Annotated in this window: 20 protein-coding genes and 3 pseudogenes; 12 read left to right on the top strand and 11 right to left on the bottom strand. The window is 72.4% G+C overall.

The window, feature by feature from the left end:
- Positions 1-14 precede the first annotated feature (14 nt).
- The 3 genes from ACQEVU_RS20825 to ACQEVU_RS20815 are packed head-to-tail and all read right to left on the bottom strand — an operon-like array spanning position 15 to position 3,498.
- Positions 15-761: a phosphosulfolactate synthase gene (locus tag ACQEVU_RS20825; RefSeq protein ID WP_433325939.1), complete on the bottom strand. Its 747-nt coding sequence runs from the start codon at positions 759-761 to the stop codon at positions 15-17.
- Positions 762-778: 17 nt separating this feature from the next.
- Positions 779-1,963, bottom strand: a complete 1,185-nt coding sequence (locus ACQEVU_RS20820) for an acyltransferase (protein ID WP_433325937.1) — start codon at positions 1,961-1,963, stop codon at positions 779-781.
- The gene (locus tag ACQEVU_RS20815) at positions 1,960-3,498 is read right to left on the bottom strand and encodes a class I adenylate-forming enzyme family protein (RefSeq protein WP_433325935.1); all 1,539 of its coding nucleotides are present in this window, start codon (positions 3,496-3,498) and stop codon (positions 1,960-1,962) included. The genes ACQEVU_RS20820 and ACQEVU_RS20815 overlap by 4 nt, the downstream gene beginning before the upstream one ends.
- Positions 3,499-3,672: 174 nt before the next feature.
- Here ACQEVU_RS20815 and ACQEVU_RS20810 point away from each other — a divergent pair.
- From ACQEVU_RS20810 to ACQEVU_RS20790, 5 genes and pseudogenes are all read left to right on the top strand, one after another.
- Positions 3,673-4,053: pseudogene (locus ACQEVU_RS20810) on the top strand (glycosyl transferase); the annotation flags it as partial.
- Positions 4,054-5,014: 961 nt separating this feature from the next.
- Positions 5,015-5,872 (top strand): annotated as a pseudogene (locus ACQEVU_RS20805) (dolichyl-phosphate beta-glucosyltransferase); the annotation flags it as partial.
- Positions 5,873-5,893: 21 nt separating this feature from the next.
- Positions 5,894-7,222 (top strand): alpha/beta hydrolase, encoded by a 1,329-nt coding sequence (locus ACQEVU_RS20800; protein WP_433325933.1) that lies wholly within the window; start codon positions 5,894-5,896, stop codon positions 7,220-7,222.
- Positions 7,223-7,783: 561 nt separating this feature from the next.
- Complete coding sequence (locus ACQEVU_RS20795; RefSeq protein WP_433325931.1) at positions 7,784-9,418, top strand: NRAMP family divalent metal transporter; 1,635 nt, start codon at positions 7,784-7,786, stop codon at positions 9,416-9,418.
- Between the two features lie 29 nt (positions 9,419-9,447).
- Complete coding sequence (locus ACQEVU_RS20790) at positions 9,448-10,728, top strand: magnesium transporter MgtE N-terminal domain-containing protein (RefSeq protein WP_433325929.1); 1,281 nt, start codon at positions 9,448-9,450, stop codon at positions 10,726-10,728.
- On the opposite strand, the gene ACQEVU_RS20785 is transcribed toward ACQEVU_RS20790, so the two are convergent.
- Positions 10,713-11,729 carry a zinc-dependent alcohol dehydrogenase family protein gene (locus tag ACQEVU_RS20785; protein WP_433325927.1) on the bottom strand — a complete coding sequence of 339 codons (1,017 nt, stop codon included), beginning with the start codon at positions 11,727-11,729 and terminating at the stop codon, positions 10,713-10,715. The genes ACQEVU_RS20790 and ACQEVU_RS20785 overlap by 16 nt on opposite strands.
- Positions 11,730-11,787: 58 nt before the next feature.
- On the opposite strand from ACQEVU_RS20785, the gene ACQEVU_RS20780 reads away from it, so the two are divergent.
- Both ACQEVU_RS20780 and ACQEVU_RS20775 read left to right on the top strand, forming a co-directional pair.
- Complete coding sequence (locus ACQEVU_RS20780; protein ID WP_433325925.1) at positions 11,788-12,207, top strand: winged helix-turn-helix transcriptional regulator; 420 nt, start codon at positions 11,788-11,790, stop codon at positions 12,205-12,207.
- 46 nt (positions 12,208-12,253) lie between these two features.
- Positions 12,254-13,567: a pyridoxal phosphate-dependent aminotransferase gene (locus ACQEVU_RS20775; protein WP_433325923.1), complete on the top strand. Its 1,314-nt coding sequence runs from the start codon at positions 12,254-12,256 to the stop codon at positions 13,565-13,567.
- A gap of 29 nt (positions 13,568-13,596) precedes the next feature.
- Here ACQEVU_RS20775 and ACQEVU_RS20770 read toward each other — a convergent pair whose 3' ends face one another.
- On the bottom strand, positions 13,597-14,628 hold the full coding sequence (locus ACQEVU_RS20770; protein WP_433325921.1) for a methyltransferase: 1,032 nt from the start codon (positions 14,626-14,628) through the stop codon (positions 13,597-13,599).
- The gene (locus tag ACQEVU_RS20765; RefSeq protein ID WP_433325919.1) at positions 14,621-15,361 is read right to left on the bottom strand and encodes a tryptophan 2,3-dioxygenase family protein; all 741 of its coding nucleotides are present in this window, start codon (positions 15,359-15,361) and stop codon (positions 14,621-14,623) included. The genes ACQEVU_RS20770 and ACQEVU_RS20765 overlap by 8 nt, the downstream gene beginning before the upstream one ends.
- Positions 15,362-15,567: 206 nt before the next feature.
- Here ACQEVU_RS20765 and ACQEVU_RS20760 point away from each other — a divergent pair.
- Positions 15,568-15,822, top strand: a pseudogene (locus tag ACQEVU_RS20760) (transposase family protein); the annotation flags it as partial.
- Positions 15,823-16,000: 178 nt separating this feature from the next.
- Positions 16,001-17,197, top strand: a complete 1,197-nt coding sequence (locus ACQEVU_RS20755) for a hypothetical protein (RefSeq protein WP_433325917.1) — start codon at positions 16,001-16,003, stop codon at positions 17,195-17,197.
- Positions 17,198-17,341: 144 nt separating this feature from the next.
- Here ACQEVU_RS20755 and ACQEVU_RS20750 read toward each other — a convergent pair whose 3' ends face one another.
- Positions 17,342-17,500 carry a hypothetical protein gene (locus tag ACQEVU_RS20750; protein WP_433325915.1) on the bottom strand — a complete coding sequence of 53 codons (159 nt, stop codon included), beginning with the start codon at positions 17,498-17,500 and terminating at the stop codon, positions 17,342-17,344.
- Position 17,501: 1 nt separating this feature from the next.
- On the opposite strand from ACQEVU_RS20750, the gene ACQEVU_RS20745 reads away from it, so the two are divergent.
- Complete coding sequence (locus tag ACQEVU_RS20745; protein WP_433325913.1) at positions 17,502-18,026, top strand: helix-turn-helix transcriptional regulator; 525 nt, start codon at positions 17,502-17,504, stop codon at positions 18,024-18,026.
- 119 nt (positions 18,027-18,145) lie between these two features.
- Here the strand turns inward: ACQEVU_RS20745 and chrA are convergent, their stop codons facing one another.
- The 3 genes from chrA to ACQEVU_RS20730 form a co-directional block, all read right to left on the bottom strand.
- The gene (gene chrA / locus ACQEVU_RS20740) at positions 18,146-19,315 is read right to left on the bottom strand and encodes a chromate efflux transporter (protein ID WP_433325911.1); all 1,170 of its coding nucleotides are present in this window, start codon (positions 19,313-19,315) and stop codon (positions 18,146-18,148) included.
- Positions 19,316-19,413: 98 nt separating this feature from the next.
- The gene (locus ACQEVU_RS20735) at positions 19,414-19,860 is read right to left on the bottom strand and encodes a chromate resistance protein ChrB domain-containing protein (protein ID WP_433325909.1); all 447 of its coding nucleotides are present in this window, start codon (positions 19,858-19,860) and stop codon (positions 19,414-19,416) included.
- Positions 19,860-20,351, bottom strand: coding sequence for a Chromate resistance protein ChrB (locus ACQEVU_RS20730; protein ID WP_433325907.1), 492 nt, complete (start codon positions 20,349-20,351; stop codon positions 19,860-19,862). Before ACQEVU_RS20730 ends, ACQEVU_RS20735 begins: the two co-directional genes overlap by 1 nt.
- Before the next feature lie 190 nt (positions 20,352-20,541).
- Here ACQEVU_RS20730 and ACQEVU_RS20725 point away from each other — a divergent pair, with 190 nt between their 5' ends.
- A complete protein-coding gene (locus ACQEVU_RS20725) occupies positions 20,542-20,970 on the top strand; it encodes an archease (RefSeq protein ID WP_433325905.1) in 429 nt (142 codons plus the stop codon).
- Positions 20,971-20,991: 21 nt separating this feature from the next.
- Here the strand turns inward: ACQEVU_RS20725 and ACQEVU_RS20720 are convergent, their stop codons facing one another.
- Positions 20,992-22,413, bottom strand: coding sequence for an RtcB family protein (locus ACQEVU_RS20720; protein WP_433325903.1), 1,422 nt, complete (start codon positions 22,411-22,413; stop codon positions 20,992-20,994).
- 248 nt (positions 22,414-22,661) lie between these two features.
- Here ACQEVU_RS20720 and ACQEVU_RS20715 point away from each other — a divergent pair, with 248 nt between their 5' ends.
- Positions 22,662-25,568, top strand: a complete 2,907-nt coding sequence (locus ACQEVU_RS20715; protein ID WP_433325901.1) for an ATP-binding protein — start codon at positions 22,662-22,664, stop codon at positions 25,566-25,568.
- Positions 25,569-25,578: the final 10 nt, after the last annotated feature.

Here is a 25,578-nt window from a genome sequence, read left to right as displayed (position 1 = left end):
TCTCCTCGATGGTGTCAGGGAACAGGGCTCGCCGGGACGGCGGCCACGTGCAGCAGGGTGTCGCCGCGCAGCCCGCGGCGCAGCGTCTCCGCCCCGAGGACGTCGGTGGCGGCGACGTTGCCGAGGTTGACGCCCGGCCCGAGGGCGGTGATGAGCTCCACCTGGAGCGTCTTGGTCGGCGCCTCGAACATCACCCGCTCGGTGTCGACGTTGTCGATGACCGCGTCCAGGACGTCCCGGCGCAGGTGCCCGTCGGCCCGGGCGATGCCGCTGCGGCCGCTCTCACGAGCCTCGGTGACGACCATGGAGGCACCGGCGGCGAGATCCTCGCCCATCGCGTCGACCCACTGGGCCGGGGTGAGCCGGGCCGACCGGTCGGCATCCTTGTAACCGACTTCGGCCAGCACGGGGCGGTACTGCGACATGCGCCGCACGTGTTCGGCCTTGCCGCTCTGGTCCAGCGGGATGGTGCCGTTGGACACCTCGATGTGGGTGGCGCCGGTACGCCGGACCAGCTGGAGGTACTCGTCCAGCCGGCCGGTCCACAGCTGGTGCTCGAACAGGGTTCCGCCGAAATAGAACCCGATTCCGGCCTCCCGCAGCACCCCGGCCTTGCGATCGAGGTCCCGGGTGACCAGCGCCGTGCCCCAGCCGAACTTGACCAGGTCGATGTAGTCGCCGTGGCTGGTGACGAGGTCGGTGAAGGCACCGGTGGGCAGGCCGCCGTCGATCACCATCGTGATGCCGGGTGACGTTCGCATCGCATCCTCCTGAAGGGTCATTCCCGGGTACCGCGCCGAGTGCGGCCGGTCAGCGCCAGGCTCAGCGGCGTGCGCAGCGCCACTGCCACCGCCGACCAGCACGCGAGATAGATCAATGGGACGACGGTCATCGCGACCGCGGTGACGAGCGGGCCGGGCTGGCGCTGCGCCACGGCGGTCAGGCCGGACGCCGCGCACACCGCCAGCAGCCCCTGCAGCAGCAGCGGGTGAGCCAGGTAGACGCCGAACGAGGCGTCGGAGGCGGAGCGGACCAGGCGCCGGCCCGGTGTACGCCGGCGCTGCCACACGACGCCGCAGGCCAGGAACGCCCATGCGACGGCGACGCTCTCCACCACGACGACGGGCTGGAACACGGCGCTGGCAACCACCGGAGCCTGCCCCAGTGCTGATGCCTGTACGAAGAAGACCGCGACGGCCGCGGCGACGACGAGCGCGCATCCGGCGAACACCCACCGCACCCGCTCGCGGGTCCACCGTAAGAGCGTCTCCGCGTGCCACGCCGCCACGCCACCGGCCACGACGAACCCCAGGTAGCTGGGCAGGTAGGCGCTGGGGTCGGCGAGCCCGGGCACCGATCCCCGCTGGACGGCGGTGTAGCAGCCGACCTGGTAGACGGCTGCGCCGGCCAGCAGCCATCCATGCCTGCCGCGGGTGGCCGTCAACAGCCGGCGCAGCAGCGGGAACACGAGGTACACCTGCATCGTCACCAGCAGGAAATACAAGTGGTAGCGGGCACCGCCGTTCAGCACGTCCCGCGCGAACCCGGCCAGCGCCCGGCCGGCCGGCCGCAGCGGCCCGCCGCCGGCGAGGAAGTACACGGCGGTCCACAACAGGTACGGCGCGCAGATCAGCACGTAACGCTTCCGCCAGAACGCCCACCAGCGCGACGGCGCGCGATCGCGATAGCTGTAGACGAGCACGAACGCGGTGAGCAGGAAGAAGACCTCGCGGCTGACGTGCAGCACGATGAGCGGCGCACCGTTGGACAGCGTCACACCGCCGGGCTGCTGGGCGAGCACGTGGACGGCGATGACGAGCCCGACGGTGAGCACCCGGACGACATCGACCGAGTCGAGGTGGGCGGGCGCTCGTGGCTTCTCGGGCGGCGTGCGCGCCTGGGCGGCCGGTTCGCCGTCGGGTGCCGCGCGCAGGCCGGCGAGCGGCCGCGGCGACCCGCTCACCGGCCACCGCCCGCGACCGGCCCGCCGGCCAGCGCCGCCGCGTCGGCGCGCAGGGCACGACGCAGCACCTTGCCCGTGGGGCTGGTCGGCAGTTCGGCGGTGACGGTGATGGCGGCCGGGCACTTGTGGCGGGGCAGCCGCTGGGCGCACAGCCGGTCCAGTTCGTCGACCAGACCCGCTTCCGCGCGGTGCGGCCGGAGCATGACGAACGCGACCGGTACCTGACCGAGCCGCTCGTGCGGCGCGGCGACCACGGCGGCCGAGGCGACCGCGGGATGGCCGAGCAGGACGTGCTCCACCTCCTGCGGGTGGAGCTTCTCCCCGCCCCGGTTGATCACGTCGTCGGCGCGGCCGGCCAGGTACACGAAGCCGTCCTCGTCACGGAACCCCAGATCGCCGGTGGGCAGCCACCCGTGCGCGTCCCGGGCCGGCCGGCTCGCTTCCGCCCCGTACCCGGTCAGCTCCAGATACCGGTCCGTCACCTGGCGGCCGCGCAGGACGACCATGCCCTGCGAACCCGGCGGGGCGGGCCGGCCGTCCGGGCCGGCGACCGCCAGCTCGACGCCGACCGGCAGCCCGACGGAGCCGGCGCGGCGGGCGGAGATGTCGAACGGGTTGGCGGTGATCTGACCGGCCGCCTCGGTCATCCCGTACGTGTTCAGCACCGCGACGCCGGTGTGCGCGGTGAAGGCGTCCTGCGTCGCGACCGGCAGCGGCGCCGACGCGCTACGGGCGAAGCGCAGCCGGGCAAGGGTCGCCTCGGGCGGCGGGGGCTGCGCGGCGAGGGGGCCCAGGATCGCCGGGACGGTGTTGAGCCAGGTGGGTGACCACTGCGCCACCCGCGACCAGTACGCGTCGGGCTCGAAGCGCCGGTCCAGTACCAGCGACGCGCCGCTGACCAGCGCCGCGAGCAGCCCCATCACCTGGGCGTTCACGTGGAACAGCGGCAGCGCACTGTACCCGCGCTGGCCCGGGCCGAACCGGTGGTGCCCGGCGACCCGCCGGGCGGCGTGCAGCAGTTGTGCCTCCGACAGCGGAACGCCTTTCGGCTCGCCCGTTGTGCCGGACGTGGTCAGCAACACGGCCGGACGCAATGCGGCGCCGGCGCTGGGCCGCGCACCGGTCGGCGCCGCGCCCACCGGCACCGGCGCGGCGCGCTCGGCCACCCAGTTCTCCAGCCCCGCCACCGGCGAGGAGAGCGGCGCGTCGGTGACGACGACGTCGGCCCGCAGCTGGATGAGGAAGTCGTCCAGCGTCGGCAGCCGGGGGTCGACGGGCACCACGGTGAGTCCGGCGGAAAGCCCCGCGAGGTAGGCGGCGGCGAAGGCCAGCGGGTCGGCGACGACCAAGCCGATCCGCGCGCCCGGCGGCAACCGGCGCGCGGCGGCCAGTTCCCGGAGCCGTTCGGCGTACGCGGCCAGCGCCGGCCATGCGATCGTGCGACCGTCCGCGCCGCCGATGAACGCCGGCTCCTCCGGTTGCTCCTGCGCTCGTGCCGCCAGCAGTCCAGCTACTACCGCCATGCGTCTTGCCACCGTCCTTCGTCACCCTCGGGTGAGCTCGGGGCCCAGGTCGTTATTTCTGTTGGCATACAAGGCGATCCAGCCGCGGCCATACCCACCGGCGCGCTGTGCAATCGCCGCCCGCCTCACAGCAACTTCACGGTCGGCGGCGGCGGTGCGGACAGGCCTGGTGGCTACGGTTGAGCCATGTCCACGGCTTTGCCGCCGGTCGACGAGACATCGCGAGGCGTCGGATCCCGTTGGTCAACGGCCTTCCGCCGCCTGCTGCGCGGCCGGGACGGGGACCCCGTCTGGGCCAGGCCCATGCTTGCCGTCCTGCTTGGCGCCGCCGCGCTGCTGTACGGGTGGGGGCTCGGCGCGTCCGGGTGGGCCAACGCGTTCTACTCGGCGGCGGCTCAGGCCGGCTCGCTCAGCTGGAAGGCGTGGTTCTTCGGGTCGTTCGACGCCGCCAACTTCATCACGGTCGACAAGACGCCGGGCGCGCTGTGGCTCTCCGGCCTGTCGGTACGCCTGTTCGGGCTCAACCCGATCGCCTGGCTGCTGCCCGCCGCCCTGCTGCTGTGCGGGGCCGGCTTCGCGCTGACGGGCAGGAGCGCCGCGGCGCCCACGCAGGCCGGACGGTGGCGGGCCGCATATGCGCTGTGGGGCGGATGGCTGGTGGCGACCGCGGTGGTCCTCAGCCTGATGCACGGCATCTTCCATCCGTACTACACGCTGGCGCTCGCCCCCGCGGTGGCCGCGCTGGCCGGCATGGGCGCACACACCCTCTGGCGGCTGCGCTACGACCGCGCCGGCGCGTACCTGCTGGCGGCGGTGGTCGCCGGAACCGCTGTCTGGTCCTGGGTGCTCCTCGATCGCAGCGCCGCCTTCCATCCGTGGCTGCGCGCCGCGGTCGCGGTGACGGGGCTGCTCGCGGCGGCCGCGCTGGCGTTGTCCGCGCGCCCGGCTCGTCGCGGCCGCCGCCCGACGGCGCTGCTTGTGCCGTTCGCCGCGGCCGCCGCCCTCGTCGCCGTCCTCGCCGGCCCGGTGGCGTACTCCCTGCAGACCGTCGCGGCGCCGAGGTCCGGGTCGCTCGTATCGGCGGGACCTGCCCTGGCCGGGGTGCGCACCGGCCGATTCGGCGGCCTGGACCTGGCGCGGACGGTCGCCGTCCGGGCACCCGACCCGCGGGTCCGCGCCCTGCTGGCGCAGAACGCCGGTGCGTACACCTGGGTCGTCGCGACGGTCGGCTCCCGCGGTGCGGCAACCTACCAGCTGGCCACCGGGTGGCCCGCGATGGCGGTCGGCGGCTTCAGCGGCACCGACCCCGCCCCGACGCTCGCGCAGTTCCAGCGCGACGTCGCCGCCAAGCGGATCCACTACTTCATCGGCGATCCGTTCGCCCGCGCCCTCGCCCGCACCCGCGCGAGCGACAGCGTCCGGATCGCCGACTGGGTCCAGCACACCTACCCGGCCGCCACTATCGACGGCATCACCATCTACGACCTTTCGAGGTGAGACGGTGACCGATGTCCGGCCTCCGCGCGCGATCGACCAGACGCGCGACAACCGCTCCGGCCCCCAGGCGCCGGTCCTCGACATCGTCATCCCCGTGTACAACGAGGAGACAGACCTGGGGCCGTGCGTGCGGCGGCTGCACGCCAGCCTCACCGCGGCGTTCCCGTACCCGTTCCGGATCACCGTCGCCGACAACGCCAGCACCGACGCCACGCTCGACATCGCCCGCGCCCTGGCCGCCGGGCTCCCCGAGGTCGCCGTCCTCCACGTGGCCGAGAAGGGGCGCGGCGGCGCGCTGCGGGCAGCGTGGACGGCGTCGGACGCCGCGGTGCTCGCCTACACCGACGCCGACCTGTCCACCGATCTGGCGGCGCTGCTGCCCCTCGTCGCACCGCTGCTGTCCGGCCACTCCGACCTGGCCATCGGCACGCGCCTGTCCGACGGCGCGCGCGTTGTCCGCGGGGCCAAGCGCGAGTGGCTCTCCCGCTCGTACAACCTGCTGCTGCGTGGCGCGGTGGCCGCCCACTTCTCCGACGCGCAGTGCGGGTTCAAGGCGATCCGCAAGGACGTGGCCGAGCAGGTGCTGCCGCTGGTGCGCGACACCGGCTTCTTCTTCGACACCGAGCTGCTCGTGCTGGCCCAGCGCGCCGGCCTGCGCATCCACGAGGTGCCCGTCGACTGGGTCGACGACCCGGACTCCAGGGTCGACATTTTCGCCACCGCGGTCGCCGACCTCAAGGGCATCGCGCGGCTCGTCCAGGGGGCGATCACCGGCCGGCCGTCCCTCACCGCGCTGCGGGCGCAGTTCGGCCGAGGGCCGCTGCCGCCCGCCATGCCCGGCGTACCTTGTGCGATTCGTCCTCATGCGTGGATGGGTCTTCCGCGCCGCGCTCTGACGAGGCGGTGATCCGTGAACTGGTTGAACCGCAACACCATCTGCGCCGCGGCCGTGGTCGCGGTCCTCGCCGGGCTCGTCCTCGCCGCCGGCGCCGGGCTCTTCGACGGCGTGCCGCTGCTGAACCCGGCCGCGGCCACCGCGATCGAACTGCTCGCCCTCGCCGCCCTGGCCGGCTCGTGGGCGCGCCGGGACGCACGCTGGCTTACGCGCACGCTGCCGCTGCTGTGGGGATCGGCGCTGGCGCTCACCGTCGCGACCATGGTGACGCTGCGGGTGACCGCGACGATCCGTGACCGCTACCCGCCGATCTTCGCCGTCTGGTTCGCCCTCGCGGTGGCGGCCATCGCCGGGGTGCCGCTCGCGTTGTCCCGCCCGGGCCTCGTGCGCCGGGTCGTCGCCGTGTGCGCGGTGCCGCTGACGCTCGCCGGCGGCCTGCTGGTCGTCGATCAGGTGTATGCGGTCTGGCCGAATGCCGGCGACCTTCTCGGCCACTCGCACGCGCTGGGCGGGGCGGCACTCAACCGGACGCTGCGGGCATCACCGCCGTCCGTACGCGAGAACGGCCTACTCGGCGAGTACGACATGCCGGCGACGGTCTCGCACTTCCAGCACCGGCCCGGATATGTGTACCTGCCGCCGGCCTACTTCACCGCCGACCGCCCGAACCTGCCCGTGGTGGTGGTGCTGGCCGGTGTGCCGGGCTGGACCGGCCAGTGGCCGCAGGCGGGCGGGGCGGTGACGACAGCAGCCGGCTACGCCGCCGGTCACCACGGAGTCGCGCCGGTACTCGTCTTCGTCGACCAGAACGGCGGGACGTACCGGGACACCGAGTGCGTCGACGGGCCGCTCGGCAACGCCGAAACCTTCCTCTCTGTCGACATCCCCGCATTCGTGACCGGCACGCTCCACGTCCACCACGAGGCCAGGGCGTGGGCCGTCGTCGGCTTCTCCGAGGGCGGTACCTGCGCGACCGATATCGTGCTGCGCCACCCCGACGTGTTCCGGCACCTCGTCGACCTGGGCGGCGAGCCGCGGCCGACGCTGCGCGGCCCGCGCACGACCCTGCTGCAGCTGTTCGACGGCTCCGCCGCCGCCGAGCGCGCCCACGACCCCGTCCACCTGCTCGCCACCCGCCGGTACGACCAGGTCAGCGCCTGGTTCGCCGCCGGCGCCGACGACCCCAGAGGGATCGTCGCCGCCCATCAGCTCGCGCAGGCCGCGGCCGCGGCGGGGGCCACCTGCCACGAGTTCACGGGCGACGGCGGGCACAACTGGCAGTTCGCCCGCACGGCCTTCGCCCAGGTCCTGCCGCAGCTCGCACAGGGCCTGGGGATCCGCTGACGGCGCACCGCGACCGGCCGCCCCCCGGCGTAGGCTGAGCAGAGGACTTCCGGTGCTGTATGCGCCGCACGGGCGAGGTGGCCGAGATGTCTTCCGTCGGCATCGTTGTCTTCGCCGCACTGTGGCTGGCCTGCGCGGTCGCCTCGCTGTGTGTCGCGGCGCGCCTGGCCCGCCAGCACGAACAACACTGGCGACATGCCCACGGCGACGGACACGTCCGGATCCGGCCGCTCCACGCGGCGCACGGGACCGCGTTCGGCACGCTCCACTTGGCGGCCCGGCATTGGGCGACCCGGCTACGCCGCCGGTAGCGGCGACCTCGGGCTCCGCCGCGGTCACCTGCTCGAGTCACTGAGCCGAAGGGAGGCGAGCGCAGTGGATCCCGGTCCCGGCGGATGTTGTCCGCCGACTGGTGTTCTGCATCGTCCTTGGATCGCTCGCGGCACCCGCCGGCCGGCCTCTCCGCCCGGACGCATGACGCAGCCCCCTCGCTGAGCGACGCGCCGGGCAGCGCCGGCGCGTGCCGCCTCTGTCCCGTCCCGGACGGGAAGGGGATGCGCTATGGCGGGAACGCGCGCCCGCACCGACAGCGGGCAGACGGCGCTGGACCCCACGCAGACCGGCGAAATCCGGGGCGCGCTGGGCAGCATCGCAGCGCACGACACCGGCGAGCGGCCCGGGCTGCCGGCCAGGCTGAAGACCCTGCTGGCGATCGTCGGCCCCGGCCTGATCGTGATGGTCGGCGACAACGACGCCGGGGCGTTCAGCACCTACTCCCAGGCCGGGCAGAACTACGGCACCCGGCTGCTGTGGACGCTGCTGCTGCTCGTGCCGGTGCTGTACGTCAACCAGGAGATGGTGCTGCGGCTGGGTGCCGTGACCGGGGTGGGGCACGCCCGGCTCATCCTGGAGCGCTACGGCCGGTTCTGGGGTGCGTTCAGCGTGATCGACCTGTTCGCGCTCAACGCCCTGACCATCGTCACCGAGTTCATCGGGGTCAGCCTCGGGCTGGACTATCTCGGCCTGCCCAGAGTTCCCGGGGTGCTGCTGGCCGCCGCGGCGGTGATCGCGGCGGCGAGCACCGGTTCGTTCCCGCGGTTCGAACGGGTCTGCCTGGCCCTGGTGGCCGGCTCGTTGGCGCTGATCCCGGTCGTGGTCATGGCCCATCCGCCGCTGGGGCAGGTCGCCCGCGCCTTCGTCGTGCCGGGTCTGCCCAGCGGCGAACCGTCCACGGTGCTGCTGCTGATCATCGCGATCGTGGGTACCACCATCGCGCCGTGGCAGCTGTTCTTCCAGCAGTCCTACGTGATCGACAAGCGGATCACGCCCCGGTTCATCCGCTACGAGAAGGTCGACCTGTGGATCGGCATCGTCATCGTCGTGGTCGGCGCCGCGGCGATGATGTGCGCCGCCGCGGCCGCGTTCACCGGCCGGCCCGGGTACGGGCAGTTCACCGACGCGGCCGGTGTCGCCGCCGGTCTGGGCCGATACGTGCATGAGGCGGCGGGGATCCTGTTCGCGATCGCGCTCATCGACGCCTCGATCATCGGCGCGGCGGCGGTCGCCCTGTCCACCTCGTACGCCATCGGCGACGTGCTCGGCCTGAAGCACTCGCTGCATCGCTCGCCGCGGCAGGCCAAGCCCTTCTACGCGATGTTCGCCGCGCTGCTGCTGGTCTCCGCGATCATCGTGGTGCTTCCGGGCTCCCCGCTCGGGCTGCTGACCGAGGGGGTGCAGACCCTCGCCGGGGTGTTGCTGCCCTCGGCGACGGTGTTCCTGCTGCTGCTGTGCAACGACCGCGCGGTGCTCGGACCATGGGTCAACGGCCCGGCCACCAACCTGTTCACGTCGGCCGTCGTCGGCGCGCTCGTCCTGATGTCGATCATCCTGACCGCCAGTGTCCTCTACCCGAACATCAGCCTCGCGCAGATGCTGGCCATCCTCGCCGCCGGCGCCCTGCTCGGCGTGGGCGGCGCGGCCTGGCTGCCGGCCGCGCGCCGCCGCCACCGTGGCCGGGACACCGTGCCGGTCGACCGCTCGCAGCGCGAGACTTGGCGCACACCGCCGCTGGCCCTGCTGGAGCGGCCGCGCCTGTCGCCCGGGCGACGGCTGGGCCTGGCGGTCCTGCGCGGCTATCTGGTCATCGCCGTCGCGCTCGTCGTGGTCCGGGTGGCCCAGCTCGCGCTGGCACACTAGAAGGTGAACCCGCCAAAAGGGGTCCCGTCATGTCCTGCGGTCCCGGTCCCGCCCGAACCCGAAGACTGGCGCTGTCACGGCTGCTGAGGACCGCCGCGATCGACGCGCGCGGGCAGCGCCTGGGCGGCCTGGTCGACGTCATCGTCCGGCTGCCCGCCGAGGGCGGCTACCCGCCGGTCGTCGGCCTGGTCGCCGAGGTCGGCCGGAGGCGGGTCTTCATTCCCGCCTCCGTGGTGCGCACCTGGCAGCCCGACCGCGTCGAGCTCGTCACCGCCCGCGTCGACCTGCGCGCCTTCCAGCGCCGCGAGGGAGAGGTGCTCCTGCGCGCCGACGTGCTGGGGCACCGCCTGTTGGACACCACCACCGCCCGGCTGGTCCACGCCCACGACATCGAACTGACCGCCGGCCCGTCCGGCGTATGGGTGCTCTCCGGAGTCAACGTCCACCGCCTGCCCTGGCTGCACCGCCCCGGCCACGACCCGGGCCATCCGTTTCGCGACTGGCTCGGGTTCGAGCCGCTCATCGGCCACCAGGCATCAGTGCACGCCCGCCACCCCCTGGTCCGGCTGCGCCGCCTCAGGGCCGCCGAACTGGCCGACCTGCTCGAGAACGCCTCCGCACACGAGCAACGCGAGATCCTCACCCAGGTCCACACGGACCCCGAGCTGGAGGCGGACGTCTTCGAAGAGCTCGACGAGGACCAGCAGAGCCACCTGCTCTCAGGCCGCAGCGACGCCGAGGTCGCCGAGCTGATCGCCCACATGCGCGCCGACGACGCGACCGACGCCATCGCCGGGCTGCCGCAGGACCGCCGCCGGCGGGTCCTGGCGCTGCTGCCCGACGATCGCCGGGCCACGGTCACCTACCTGCTGCACTACCACGCCGCCACCGCTGGGGGCCTCATGGGCGTGGACATCCTGGCCCTGCCCGAGGACGCTACCGCGCGGCAGGCGGTGCAGGCCGTCCGCGACGCCACCACCACCCAGCCCGAGGCCCTCGCCGACCTGTACACGGTGAATCCCGCGGGGCGGCTGACCGGCACGATCAGTCTGGTCAACCTGCTGCGGGCCGACCCGGCGGTGCTCCTTCGGGCCGTCGCCGAGCCGGACCCGGTCACCGTCACCGCGGACGCCGACCAGATCGAGATCGCCACCTTGATGGCCGACTTCAACCTGAGCACCCTGCCGGTCGTCGACGACGACTGCCACCTCATCGGCGTGATCACCATCGACGACGTCCTCGACGAGACCATCCCCGACAACTGGCGCCGCCGCGAACCCGCCCCGCACCACCACTACACCGCCGCCTGATGCCGGTCCGGGCCTGGCTGGACCGTGACGACGATCTTCTTCCCGGCGTGGAGGCCGTTCTCGAGCCGGCGGTGTGCCTCGACGACGTCGTCGAGGGCGAACACCTTGTCGATGGCCGGCCGCAGCACACCGAGACGTACACCGGCGTTCAGGAAGGCCGCCATGCGCTTCACCACGACGGCGTCGAGGGTGTGCTCGAAGCTGCGGTAACTGAAGATCGTGAGCGGCGCGCCGCTCGGGAAGGGCGTGGGCCGGGGGTCCAGGAAGCCCGCGGCGACCAGTGTTCCACCGGGGCGGGCCGCCTTCAGGAGGTCCTGCTGGCCGGGGCCCATGACAACGTCGAGGACGATGTCGGCGCCGGTCCCGCCCGTGTGGTGCCGGACTGCTTCGACGACGTCCACCTCGTCGGTGGCGATGACCGCGGCGGCGCCGGCGGCGAGCAGGTCGTCCTGCTTCGCTGTGTGCCGGGTGATGGCGATGGGCACGGCGCCGATCTGGTTGGCGATCTGGATCGCCGCCCGGCCGACGCTGCCGGACGCGGCGGTGATGAGGACCCGGTCGCCGGGCCGCATCCTCGCCTTCTCGACGAGCGCGCCGTAGGCGGTGGAGTACGCGACCCAGATCGCCGCCGCCTCGGTGATGCCGAGCCCGGCCGGCCGGGCGACAAGCCGGGTCGCGGGGACCGTGGTGTATTCGGCGTAGCTGCCCCTGACGCTCGCGTCCGGAATGGCCGTGAGGATGACCGGATCGCCGATCTCCAGCCCGGCGACCTCGGGGCCCAGCGCGTCGATGACGCCGGTTCCTTCGACCCCGAGGCGGGCATGTGGCAGGGCGACCGTTGCGGGCAAGGCGCCGGAACGCATCATCCGGTCGAGCGGGTTGACGGCGAACGCTTCGATCCTGACCCGTACCTCGCCGGCCGCGGGCTCGACGACCGGCTCCTCGACGACGTGCATGACATCCGGCCCGCCGAACTCGTCGAACACGACGACTCGTGGCATGGTGACTCCTCCGCATCCGGTGCTGGTTTCGTAGCTCGCGGAAAGACGTTACGGAGCCGTGAGTTACCTCCTGGTACCTTCGATGCTCATGCAGAACGCGGCTGGACCAGCCTTCCTCGCCGACTGCCCCACGCGCCTGGCGGTCGAGATCATCTCCGACAAGTGGGCCGTGCTCGTGCTCTTCGGGCTCAGCCATCAGCCCCGCAGGCACGGTGAGCTCGTCGACCTCATCGGCGGCATCTCCCGCAAGGTGCTCACCCAGACGCTGCGCCGGCTCCAGCAGTACGGTCTGGTCGAGCGCCACGCCGAAGCGCCGAAGCGGGTCGAGTACAGCCTCACCGACCTCGGCCGGACCCTTGTCGAGCCCATCGAGGTCCTGACGAACTGGGCGAGGGACTACGGCGGGGCCATCGCCGACTTCCAGGAGGCGGCGGAAGCCGCTACTTCGGCTCGGGGCTCGCGCGCGGCCCGCCAATGACGGGCCCTTCATCGACATTCTTCAATGCACCTGTACCATGGTGCAGGTGTTGCGGTTGCCGCCTCTCGCCGGTCTGATGGCCGATCCCGACGTCGACACCACCGACGACGCGCGGATGCTCGACCGATACCTGCGGTCCGGGCACGCCCTGCCGCCACTGCCGATGTCGATCGGGGACCCGTACCTGCTCGGCGGGGCGCTGCCAGCTGGACTGGCGGTGTACGAACAGCAGGCACCGCAGTACCTCGCAGGGTACAGCCGCACGCCGGCCGGTCTGCCCGAGGCGCGCCGGTCGATCGCGGCGGACACCGTGCGGTCCGAGCGGCTGGACCGGCATGCGAGCCCGGGCGGGGACTTCGATCTGCATCTCACCTCCGGCACCGGCACCCGCGGCATCATGGGCGACTTCGCCCGGCACCTGCTCGACGCCGACGGCGACGGCCGGACCCCGGCGGTGTTGTGCGCCTACCCGACGTGGGACTACGCGGGCGTGTTCGAGCCGCTCGGCTACGAGATGGCGTACTGGCCGCTGCGCGCCGAACACGCCTGGATTCCCGACCCGGCCGACATCGAGCACGCACTGGCGAGGCTCGACGCCGACCCCCGCCGACGGCTCGCGCTCGTCGTGGTGAACACCCAGCACAACCCGACCGGCGCGACCTGGCCGGAGAGCGTGCTGACGACGCTGTTCGAGGCCGCCACCGCCCGGGGCGCGGGAATCCTGCTCGACGACGCCTACCGCCGCGTGGTGACCGACGACGCCGACGAGGTCTCCGCGCCGGCGGCCCTGCTCGGATACTTCGCGCGCGCCGACCCGCCACAGCAGGCACGGCGCCGGTGGTGCCGCGTGGAGTCGTTCGGCAAGGTGTTCGCCTGCAACGACTGGGGCATCGGTACCGTCATGGGCCACCCCGAGACGCTGCGCGCCATTGCGCGGCACACCATCCAGTGGGCCTTCCCGCGCGGGGCGCGGCGGCAGTGGGCGATGGCGCGCTGGCTGGCCGATCCCGCGTGCGCACGCTACCTCGCCGGGCTGCGCGCCGCCCTCGGCCACCACCGGTCTCTGTGGGCCAAGTCGCTGGTCGGGCTGGGCTGGCCCCGGGAGCTCACCGCCACCGGGACCACGACGCCGTACTTCCTGGTCGCGGTACCGCCCGCGTTCCGCACCCGGCCGGACGGCGTCGACGCTTGGCGCCGCGACCTGCTGGACCGCACCGGGCTGCTGTTCTCGCACGCGTCGATCACGATCGACGGCACCGACGCCGGCGTACCGTTCCTCCGGGCGTACCTGGGCGGAGGCGATGACGCCGTCGCCGAGGCGATCCGGCGGCTCGAGGACGCTCAGATCCGCTACCTCTGAACGTTCCGCTTCCTCTGCACGTTTGAACGTTATGCGGGAACGCACTCGACGACGTCGACCTGCGGCAGCCGGATCGTGGGCTCGCGGATCGCGAGGCCAGCGCCGTGCACGAGGGCCGCCAGCTCGCTCATGGTCCGGTTGCCGCCGCCGGTGAACGAGAAGACCAGCAGGTCGTCGAGGACCGCGGACTGCGCGCGGGGCGTCGCCGTCGGCCGATCGGGGACGATCTGCTCGAGCACCAGCAGGCGGCCCCCGTCCCCCATCGCCGCCCGGCATGACCGCAGCAGCGTGCTCGCCTCCGCGTCGCCCCAGTCCTGCAGGACGTACTTCAGCAGGTACACGTCGCGGCCGGCCGGTACGCCCGCGAAGAAGTCGCCCGTGACGACCGCGCACCGCTCCGCCACGCCTTCCGCGTCGAGGAGCCGCTGCGCCGCCGGGCGCACCTCGGCCCGCTCGAAGACGGTGCCGCGCAGGTGCGGCCAGGCGTGCAGCAGCCGGGTCAACATCCGGCCGTCGCCGCCGCCGATGTCGACGACGGTGGACACGTCCGAGAAGCCGTACGCACGGGCGAGCTCGTCGCCGATGCCGACGGAGTTCGCGGACAGGTCCCGCACGAACAGCTCTCCCAGCGGCGGGCGGTCGCCGAAGAACTCGTACATCGTGCGCTTGTGTGCCGCCTCGAACGCGCAACCGCCGTCGAGCAGCGCGGTGCCGAGCCCTTCGAACACCCGGAACAGGTCGGGGTGGCCGAGCTGCAGCGACCGGTGGTGGAGCGAGCCGGGCGTGTCGCGACGCAGGAGCGGCGTCAGCGTCGTCTGCCGCAGCTCGCCGGCGTCGTCGATGGCAAGCAGGCCGAACGCCGCCCAGGCCCGCACGATCCGCAGCAGGTTGGGCAGGTCGACGCCGGTGTCCCGCGCGAGGTCCTCGGCGCTGCGGGGGTGGTCGCTCAGGTGATCGGGCAGCCCGAGTCCGACGCCGGCCGAGACGACCTGCGTCGTGATGGCGCCGGACAGCAGGGACAGGACGGCGGTCGTGCCGGCGAAGTCGATGCGGCTAGGCAACGGGTACTCCGCGGGTCTCGGCGTGGCTGCCACGGGTCTGCTCGTGGCGGGCGTGCGCCTCGGCGCGGGCCGCCCACAGCTGGGGGAACGGCGCGTGCAGCCGGCGCGTCAGGTATTCCAGACCGGTGGTGCCGCCGGTGCCCGGGCGGTCACCGATCATCCGGGTGACGACGTGCAGGTGGGTCGTCTGCCAGCTCCAGACCCCTTGCGCCAGCTCGGCGAGCGCCTGGGGCATTCGGAACATCGGGTCGCCGCGCAGCCCGCCGGCGACGAGTTCGGCCAGGTCGCGACCGGAGCGGTCGAGCAGCCGCAGGTAGCCCTCGAAGAGCGGGCCGGGCCCGTCGCCGTTCATTCCGAGGATCGTCCGCAGCCGGTGGAAGTGCGCGGACTGGGCGCCGCTCGCCGCGCCGAGTCGCTGACGGAACGCGGCGAAGCACTCGACCGGCAGTCGCCCGAGCAGCTCGGCCTGCTGCCGCAGCGTCACCATGCAGTCTGTCGCCCGCCCCACGCTCTCCAGCCAGTCCTCGACGTCGCCATCCGGCGCGCCCAGGCACTCGACCGCGGCGTCGAGCTCCAGGATCGCCTGTCGCAGCAGCAGCTCGCTGCATTGGTGCATAACGATGAAGAAATGTTCCGCGCGGAACGTCCTGAGGTCGTCCGGCGGAGTCAGGGGGTGCTGCAGGGACATGAGCTCCGGAATTCGGAGATAGCCGGCGTAGCTCGGGCGCTCCATGGCCGGATGTAGGTGCGAATACACGATTCAGCAGGCCCTTCCCGTCTCCATTGACCGCCAACGATATCCGAGCCGCGGGACGGAGACAAGAAGCCGGTATATTTTTTGAATTGCCGTACAGCAATGAATTACACCGGATTTAATTAGATGTTTATGCCTGTGAAATGCTGAGCCTCTTTCATCGTGACCCGGCAGGTCCTGGCCGACAAGGCCACCAAGGTGCCGGTGGCACCATCCGCACTTCGTTCGAACGCCACCGACACCGGCCTCGGCTCTCCCGCCGGCAGCGCGGCATCAACCGCTCGCACGCCCGCATCCGAGGTATCGGCGAGCACGCCGTCGCCACCCTCAAGGGCTGGAGGATCCTGACGAAATTGCGCTGCTGTCCTCGCCGCGCCACGGCGATCGTGCAGGCTATCCTGGTCCTGCACCACATCGAAACCGTCCGCTGCACGTGGTGAAGGGGACGCCTCGAAGCCCCATCAACGACCGATGCCGCAGCGGGGTGCTGCGTCGATCCGGGGATGATGTTTCCGTGGACTACCCGCCGCGGATACCAGATCCGGCAACTGACGACCATGGTCATGGTGTGACCTGGACGGATTAGTCACTGGGTCGTGTTTGTGGAGGCTGATGAGGTTGCCCGCCGGGTTCTTTCGTCAGTTGGGTCTGGCGGGCAATCGTTCGTGTCCACCGGGCCTGCTGGTGGAGCTGGCTGCCCTGACGGTGCATGAGGATGTGCGGGCGGAGTTGGCCGGTCGGGCGGAGTTGCCGGGAGCGGTGCTCGCGGAAATGGTCGGGGCGGGCGGTCCGCGGGCCGAGTTCACCGTGGTCGGGAATCGGGCCTGCCCGGCCGACGTCCTGCTGGGTGTCTATTTCCGGGCGCGGTGGTCGGCGGCGGAGGGGGCCGGTCTGGAGCATGTGCGTCTGATCGCGGCGCTGGATGCGGTGGAGCATCGGCACTTCCCGCCGGATGTGCTGGGGTTGCTGGCGCGGGGGTTCGCGCCGCTGGTGCCGGGTGGGAATGAGGCGGTCGCCGCCGCGATGCGCAATCCGTCGCTGCCGGGGGATGATGCGCTGCTCGGGTCGAGGGATTCCCGGGTGGCGGTGCGGGCTTCGGTGGCGGCGAACCCGGCGATCTCCGCGCGGATCGTGCGGGCGCTGCGCTCGGATGAGCGTCCGGAGGTGCGTCTGGCGCTGGCCGGGAATCCGGCGGTGCTGGACCCCGGCCTCCGGGAGTCCCTGCTGGAGGGTGTCGTGGCGCTGCGCCCGGATGCCGTGGCCGGGCTGGACGGTCTTCCGCGCGAGCTGATCCCCGGGCTGGTCGGTCTCGTCTCGGACGCGGGGTGGCGCGCCCTGGCCGGGAATCCGTCGGTCCCGGCGCTCGTCGTCGAGCGGATGCTCGCCCGGGCCGCGACGGCCGATCGACGTGCGTGGGCCGAACTGGCCCTGCTGCGGCGGAGGGAGTGCCCGCCCGGCATCGTCGCCAGGTTCGCCGCGGACGACGACTTCCGCCGGCGTGCCCTCGCCGCCGCTAGCCCGGCCCTGTCGGGCCGGCACCGGGACCTCCTGGCCGGCGACGGGCAGGCGCTGGTCCGGGCGAAGGTCGCGGCCAACCCGGGCACGCCGCCGGAGATGCTCGAGTCGCTGGCCGCAGACGCCGACCGTTCGGTACGAGCGGGGGTGGCCGGGAACCCGGCCACCCCCGCCACGCTGCTGCCGCCGCTGTCCCGCGACGACGACCGGATCGTCGTGCTGACCGCCGCGCGCCACGCGAACCTGCCGATCAGCGAGATGCGAGCCATCGTGCAGGGAAGCGCCGCGAGGACCACGTAGACCCGCGTCGGCGACGTCGGCTGGAGGGCTTTCGGCATCCGTCTCCTAGCGTGTGCACCGCGGAGCAATGTCATGCACCACCTCCCGCTCCCGGGAGGTGAGCAGGGCCAGCTCCGGCGGTTTGGGCCTCGGCCTGGCCGCGGGCTACTCAGCCCCGACCGAGCGTCGGATCACCGCCCGGGTGACGCTGGGCGACAGCAGCGCGTCGCCACGGGCCACCACGCGCACCGCCTGCACCAGTTCGTCCGGGTCGGTGTCCTTGACCAGGAAGCCGCTGGCGCCGCAGCGCAGGGCGGCGAACACGTTGTCCTCCTCGGCGCTCGTCGACGCCGGGCTGCTGTGCGCGCGCTACGAGGCCCCCGCCGACCAGCCCCGCGGGCGGGGCCGGGCGCCGAAGGTGTACGAACCGGCAACGGACGGCCTGGCCATCACCGTGCCGGAGCGGCGCTACGAACTCATCGCGGAGATCCTCGCCGACGCGGTCGCGGACGACCCGGCGCACGCCGACGAGGCGGCGCGCCGGCGTGCGCACAGGACCGGGCAGGAGATCGGCGCCCGGTTCGCGTCCGGCCGGGTCGACACGGTGGCCGCGCTTGCCGGCCTGGGGTTCAAGCCGCAGCCGGACGCCACCGGGCGGGTACTCCTGCACAACTGCCCGTTCCACGCCATCGCGGCACGGCAAACCGCACTGGTGTGCGGCCTCAACCACACGTTCCTCGCCGGCCTGGTCGACGGACTGGGCGCCACCGGGCTGCAGGCCCGGCTGGCGCCGCGTCCAGGCGCCTGCTGCGTCGAGCTCGTGCCGGCCCCGCAACCACCATCCGGCTGAGGCGACAGGCCGGTCGCGGCGCTGAGCCGGCCGGCCCGCTCGAATCCGGCAACAGGGACGTTGACGACGGCGCCGCCGCGCCGAAGGGCATGGTCGCCGTCATCGTCGACCGGATCGGTTCACCAGGGCCAGTGCAGGGCGAGGCCGGCGGCGGCGCCGAGGCCGACCAGGATTGGTTCTTTGACCTTCCACTTCAGCAGCAGCCCGAGCGCGATCACCGCGATCGCGGCGGACGGCCAGTCGGTGATGGTCTGCCGGGACAGCACCACCACCGCGCCGGCGATTGCGCCGGCGGCTGCGGCGGTGGCGCCCTTGACGAAGGCCCGGATCTGCGGGTTGCCTCGGTGGCGGATGAACCATCGGCCGGGCACCACCACTCCGAGGAAGATCGGGATGAAGATCGCCACGGTGGCCACGATGGCGCCCTGCCAGCCGGCGACGAGGTAGCCGATGAACGTGGCGGTGATGACGACCGGCCCGGGGGTGATCAGGCCCATCGCGACGGCGTCGAGGAACTGGCTGTCGGTCAGCCAGTGGTGCTGATGGACCACGCCTTCGCGCAGGAACGGCACGATGGCCAGGCCGCTGCCGAAGATGAACGCGCCGGCCTTGAGGAAGAACCAGCCTAGCGCGAGGACTGTGCCGCCGCCGGCCGCCGCAGCCAGCGCCTTCCCCGCCAGACCCCTGCCCGCCAACGGCCCGAGGCCGGGCACCGCTACGGCGGCGGCGCGAGTGGGGCGGTGCAAGCGCCGGGGCGGGGCGTCGAGGATGATCATGATCAGCCCGGCGGCGATGAACAGCAGTGCGATCTCCGCGCCGGTCAGGGCTGTGACCACCGCGACGACCATGCTGATCGCCCACAGTCGCAGGTCGCGGTGGTTGGTCATCCGGGCCAGTTTGTACGCGGCCACGGCGATGATGGCCATGACGGCCGGGGCGATGCCGTGGAACAGCGCCTGTACCACGGGCAGGCCCTGGTAGTGGGCGTAGGCGATGGCCACGGCGAGCACGAGCAGGAATGACGGGGCGATGAACGTCGCCGCGGTCACGAGGGCGCCGATGGTACCGCCGCGCAGGTACCCCAGCCACATCACCACCTGCGCGGCCAGGGGGCCGGGCATGCTCTGGCCCAGCGCGACGCCGTCGAGGAAGTCCCGCCGCGACAGCCAGGCGCGTCGCTCGACCAGGTCGCGTTGCATGTAGCCGACGGTGGCGATCGGCCCGCCGAACCCCCACGTACCCAGGCCGAGGAAGTAGCCGAGGAACGTCCGCTGCGGCACGGCCCGCACGTCAGCTCCAGCAACCCGGGCACCGGAACCAGCGGCGGTCTCGGGCTCCGGCGTTGCCGTGCCCTCATGCGTTGCGTGGTTCGGTGGGTTGCGGTGGTTCATGCCGGCTCCCGGCCGAGCAGCAGGGCGCGGCGCTGGAACTCGTACAGGCCATCGAAGATCGGCCCGGTCACCTCCAGCATCCGCTCGTCGTCGCACACCATGGACAGCCCGCGCAGCACCACGTCCAGGCCGGGCGCCTCGGGGGCGTCGTAGCGTTCGTCGTCGAGGTCGGCCTCGTGCACGATCTGTCCGATGCGCCACAGCACCGGGTCGGTCAGGTCGTAGCGGCGCAGGATCGTCTCGAAGCTGCAGTCGGCCGCCCCGTCCGGGCCGGCGTGGTGCGACAGGTCCACCCCGCGCATGTCGAACGCGGTCGCGTCCGGCGGCAGCTCGGCGGGGTCACTGACGAAGACAAACTCGGCGTCCGGGTCGAGGAATCGGCGGACCAGCCAGGCGCAGGCGGCCCGATCGACATGGATCCGGGCGCGGGTAGCCCATCTCATCACGGCACCTCCTGCACCTGCGTGTCCGCCTCCTGTGCGGCGGCATCCCCCAGCAGTGCCTGGACCGCGGCGTGCGCGGCATCCCGCTGCGGCGGCGGGAAGTAGTCGCGACGGCCGATACGGCGCAATTCGCCCCGCAGCCGTTCGCCGGTCCGGCGGGCCTCCCGTGCCCCCGCCGCCGACACGGCGCCGGCCTCGGCAATCACCGCGTCATACTCGGCGGCGCGGGCAGCAGCCATCCGCGCTGCAAGATCGCGCTCCTGCACGGCGGAGGCGGGCCGGGCCAGCCAGATCGACGCCTCGCCACCGGCCTCGACGATCTCGTCGGCGATCCACTCCAGCTGCTCGCGGGTGCGGGCGTCGGCGGGCAGCGTGACGAGCCCGTCCGCCAGTTGCGCCACCCCGAGCCGCCTGAGTTTGCGCCACACCGTGATTCGCGGTGTGGACGGTTCCCGGGGCAGCCGATAGCACAGCATCACCCACGACTCCACCGTCCGATCACCACCCACACCTTCCATGTAACCACGGTTACACAGGTTCGGTCAGGGTGCGAAACATAGCCTGCGTCATCCCATGCAGAGGAAACGGATTCGCTCGTGCCGGCACCATGATGCTGGTTGGTCGTCGGAGCTGATCCGAGCCATAAGCGTGCCGGGCTTGGCCGATGCAGGGAATCGATACATGATCAGGGGCCCCGCGGCGGGGTACGAGTTGCTGCCGCACACCGCCGACGTGATGCTCACGGCGTGGGCACCGACCGCCGAGGAGTGCATCACGGAGGCGGTACGGGCGCTCGCCGCCTGCTTCGCCGACGTCCGTACGGCCTGCCCATCCCGCACGGTCGCGTTCGCCTGCGAACCGGCGCCCGACGACGAGCTGCTGGTGCAGGTGCTGGAGGAGGCCATCTACCTGCTCGACACCGAGGACGTGGTGGCGGTCCAGATGTCGGCCGTCCGGACCGCCCAGGGCGGCCTGGTGGGGGACTTCGGCGTCGTCGCGCGCTCGGACGTCGCGCTGGTGGGCCCGTTGCCGAAGGCGGTCACCCGGCATGGGCTGCGTTTCGCGCGGCAGGGTGAGCTGTGGCACTGCCGGGCCGTCATCGACGTGTGAACCGCCGCCGTGCGCACCGGCTCAGCCCTTGACGACACCGACCGGCACGAGCCGGGCCACCACGTCGGCGAGGCGGGCCCGCCGGCAGGTGTCGACCACCTCGTCCACGTCCTTGTACGCCTCCGGCGCCTCCTCGGCCAGCCCGCGGGCGCTCGCGCCGCGGACCAGGACGCCGGCGGCGGCCAGCTCACGACGGACCGCCTCGACGGGCGCGTGCCGGACGGCGGCGTGACGGCTGAGCGTGCGTCCGGCGCCGTGGCACGCGGAGTGGAACGCCTGCCCGCCGGGCACGCCGACGAGCACATACGAGGCGGTACCCATCGAGCCGGGGACCAGCACCGGCTGCCCCACGGCCCGGATCGGGTCCGGCAGGTCGGGGTTGCCGGGTGGGAAGGCCCGCGTCGCACCCTTGCGGTGTACGCACACCTCACGGGCCACTCCGTCGACGACGTGCGTCTCCAGCTTGGCAAGGTTGTGCGACACGTCGTACAGCAGCCGCAGATCCCCCAGGCCGGCATCGCGGAAGCTGCGCCGGGCGGCGTGGGTGAGCAGCTGCCGGTTCGCGCGGCCGTAGTTGGCCGCCGCGGCCATCGCGGCCAGGTAGCGCCGGCCCTCCGGCGACGTTACCGGGGCGCAGGCCAACTGCGGATCGGGCACCTGGATGCCGTATCGGCGCATCGCGGACAGCATGACGCGGACGTGGTCGGAGCAGATCTGGTGGCCCAGCCCCCGCGACCCGCAGTGGATCATCAGGCAGAGCACGTCCGGCCGCAGCCCGAGCGCGTCGGCCACCCGCTCGTCGTAGATCCGGTCGACGGCCTGGACCTCCAGGAAGTGGTTGCCCGAGCCGAGGCTGCCGACCTGGCCCCTGCCCCGGTCCAGCGCACGCGCACTCACGGCGCCGGGGTCGGCACCGGCGACCGCGCCGCCGTCCTCGCAGAAGGCCAGATCCCCCGGTACCCCGAACCCTCGCTCGACCGTGTACGCCGAGCCGCCGAGCAGGATCTCGTCCAGCTCGGCGGGCTGGGCGGCCGGCAGCACGCCGCCGCGGCCCATGCCCCGCGGCGTGGCCGCCCCGAGCAGATCCATCAGCCGCCCCAGGTGCGGCGCCGCGTCGGCACGGGTCACGGCCGAGGCGAGCAGCCGCACGCCGCATGAGATGTCGAAACCCACCCCGCCCGGGGAGATCACCCCGCCACGGGCCGGGTCGGTGGCCGCGACCCCACCGATCGGGAACCCGTACCCCCAGTGGACGTCCGGCATGGCGTACGACGCCTCTACGATGCCGGGCAGTGACGCCACGTTCGCCACCTGCTGCAACGCCTGATCCCCCGGCGCGTCCGGCAGCAGGCCCTCGGTGGCGAAGACCACCCCCGGCACGAGCATCGACCCGGCCGGCTCGATACGCCACCGGCATTCCCCGTCCGGCACGACAGTGACCATGACGTTCTCCCTGACAGGTTCGCGGGTACGTCCGGTTCTCTCTCCATTCTTATCGGCATTCTTATCGGCATTCTTATCGGCGTGGACGCCGGCGGCCCGATCCACTCGACGCTGAACGCGCACATGGTCGCCTTCGCCCTTCAATAGGGGCGATCAGTAGGCTATGAGGTAGGTCCGATCCTGCGCGGAGGTGTCGGATGGGGAACGGCGGAGTGCTGACTGGCCGTGATCCACCTGATCAGGGCGAAATGCTGTACGACACCGAGCGCACGCGTGTCTCTCGGCTGTTTGTCGGTGGGCGCATGGTCGTCCGTAAGGAGCCGCTGGGACCTGATGCGCAGCGGCGGGTGCGGCACGAGACGGCGATCCTGAGGCGGCTGCGCGGTGTGGTGGGTGTCGCGCAGTTGGTGGAGGCGCCCGGGTGCCCGGGGTCGGTCGTGGTGGAGGACGTCGGTGGCACGAGCCTGGCTCGGCTGGCGAAGCCGCTGGCGCCCGATGACCTGATCGGGCTTGCGGTGGAGCTGGCCCGGGCGGTGGCCGGCATGCACCGGCGCGGCGTGATACACCGGGACATCACGCCGCCGAACATCGTGGTCTCCCGCGACGGCGTGCCCTGGCTGGTGGATTTCGCGTTGGCGACGTCGTTTGCCGAGCTTCGTCCCGGGTTCACGCATCACACCGAGATCGTGGGGACGCTGGCGTATCTGGCGCCGGAGCAGACCGGGCGAACCGGCCGGTCGGTGGATCAGCGTGCCGACCTGTACGCGCTGGGCGCGACACTGTATGAGCTGGCGACGGGCACGCCGCCGTTCGGCTGGGGTGACCCGCTGCGGCTCACACATGATCATCTGGCTCAGCTGCCGGTGCCGCCGATGCAGGTGAACCGGGCCGTCCCGGCACCGTTGTCCGAGATCATCATGCATCTGCTGGAGAAGGAGCCGGACAGCCGGTACCAGACCGCGGAGGGCGTCGTCCACGACCTGCAGCGGCTGCGGGACACCGGCCCGCGCGCTGGAGCGGTGGCGTTTCGGGTCGGCGAGCGGGATGTCCCGCTGCGGCTGCTACCACCGCGACTGGTGGGGCGCGATGCGGAAGTGGTGGCGCTGGAGGCGGCGTTCGAGGAGGCGCTCTCGGGCCGGTGTCGCGGGGTGCTGATCGGCGGGGCGCCGGGGGTGGGCAAGACGGTGCTGGTCGATGAGCTGCGGCCGGTGGTGACCGGCCGGGACGGCTGGTTCGTGGCGGGCAAGTTCGACCAGTATCGGCGGGATCTGGAATTCGACGCGTTGCATCAGGCCATTCGGGCGGTGGGCCGGCTGTTACTGGCCGAGCCGGAGGACGAACTGATCCAGGTCCGCGGACGGATCTTGGCGGCGGTCGGCGCGAACGCGGGTCTGCTGACCGCGGTGGTGCCGGAGTTCGCGGCGCTACTGGGCGTGCCGCCCGATCCGGGGGATCCGCTGACCGCGCAGGCGCGGGCGCAGCGGCTGGCGTTCGACGTGCTGCGCGTGGTGGCCTCACCAAAACGGCCCGTGGTCCTGTTCATCGATGACCTGCAATGGGCGGGGCGTACGCCACTGGGCTTCGTGGACCTGGTGCTGAACGCGGAACCGGTCGACGGTCTGTTGCTGGTGGGTGCTTACCGCGAAGGTGACGTGGGCGCAGTTCATCCGTTGGCAGCGGTGCGGTCCTGGTGGCGTGAACAGCCGGAGGTGCGGCACCTGCGCCTGACCAACCTGCCGGTGGCCGGCACGATCGCCATGGTCGCGGAGATCCTCCATGTGGACGAGGCCGCGGCGGCGAGCCTGGGCGAAGCGGTCAGTCCGTACACGTCCGGAAATCCGTATGAGACGGTGGAGTTGCTCAACGCCCTGCGCCGTGACGGCGTGCTGACGGCGGACGCCGGGTGGCGGTGGGATACGGCGGAGGTGCGCGCTCACCTGGGTCGGCCGGACGTTGCCGGGTTGCTGGCGCCGCGGGTTGATGCCCTGCCGGCGCAGTCGCGGCTGATGGTGGAGGCGATGGCGTGCATCGGCGGGCGAACCGACCTGAGCGTGCTGCGGACCGCCGTCGGCGAGCCGGCGGACGTGATGGAACAGCGGCTGGCGCCCGCCCTCGACGAGGGGCTGCTGGTGGTGGAGCCCGGGGCGCGGGAGGCTGTGCTGTTTCGCCACGACCGGATCCGCGAGATGGTCCTGCGCGGGGCGGATCCGCGGCGGCGGCGCACCCTGCAGTTGGCGATGGCGCGCCGGCTGGCGGCGGTGGCGGAGTTGTTCGCGGTCGCGGCGGAGCAGTACCTGCAGGTGGTCGACGCCGTCGACGACCCTGAGGAGCGGCGCCGGGCGGTGGAGCTGTTTCGGCGCGCCGCCGACCAGGCGTCGATGATCGGGGAGTACTCGCTGGTGAACGCGCTGCTGGCGGCCGCGCTGCGGCTGATCGGCCCGGACGACACCACCGCGCTCGTCGAGGTGCACACCGGCCGGCACGCCGCCCTGTACAGCCTCGGGCGCCTGGACGAGGCGGACGAGGAGTACCGCACGATCGAAGGGCTGTGCCCCACCGCCTTGCACAGTGCGGCCGCCACGGCGGTGCAGGTGCGCAGCCTGACCCACCGCAACCGCTACGTCGAGGCGATCGGGCTCGGCCTGGAGTCGCTGCGTGAGCTGGGCATCGCCGTACCGACCGCGGACCGGCTCCCGATGGCGCTCGACCACCAGTTCAACTATCTGTACCGGTGGCTGGAGCACAACGAAGCCGCGGACGAGCTGACCCGGCCGGAGGTCACCGCGCCGGCGGTGCTCGCCGCGGGCCGTCTGATGAACGCGATCCTGCCGGCCGTCTACTTCGCCGCCGACCACCCCGCGCTCGCCTGGCTGAGCCTGGAAGCGCTGCGAATCTGGATCGAGCACGGCCCCGCCGGCGCCCTGCTCGGCCCGGCGAGCCACGTCAGCTTCGCCGCTGTGACGGCGCGCGATGACTACGCCGCCGGGTACCGGGCGATCTGTCGAGTGCTGGCGCTGGGCGAGGCCCGTGGCTACGAGCCCGACACCTCGCAGGTGCGCTTCCTGTCGGCTCTGCTGAGCTGCTGGTTCGAGCCTATCGAAAACGGCATCCAAGCCGGCCGGCGGGCCCGCGAAGGCTTGATCGCGGGGGGGTGACCTGGCCAAC

This window comes from Dactylosporangium sp. CA-139066, assembly GCF_050936175.1.
Taxonomy (GTDB): Bacteria; Actinomycetota; Actinomycetes; order Mycobacteriales; family Micromonosporaceae; genus Dactylosporangium.
Note: the sequence above shows the minus strand (reverse complement) of the source record. Positions and strands in the feature narration are given on the sequence as shown.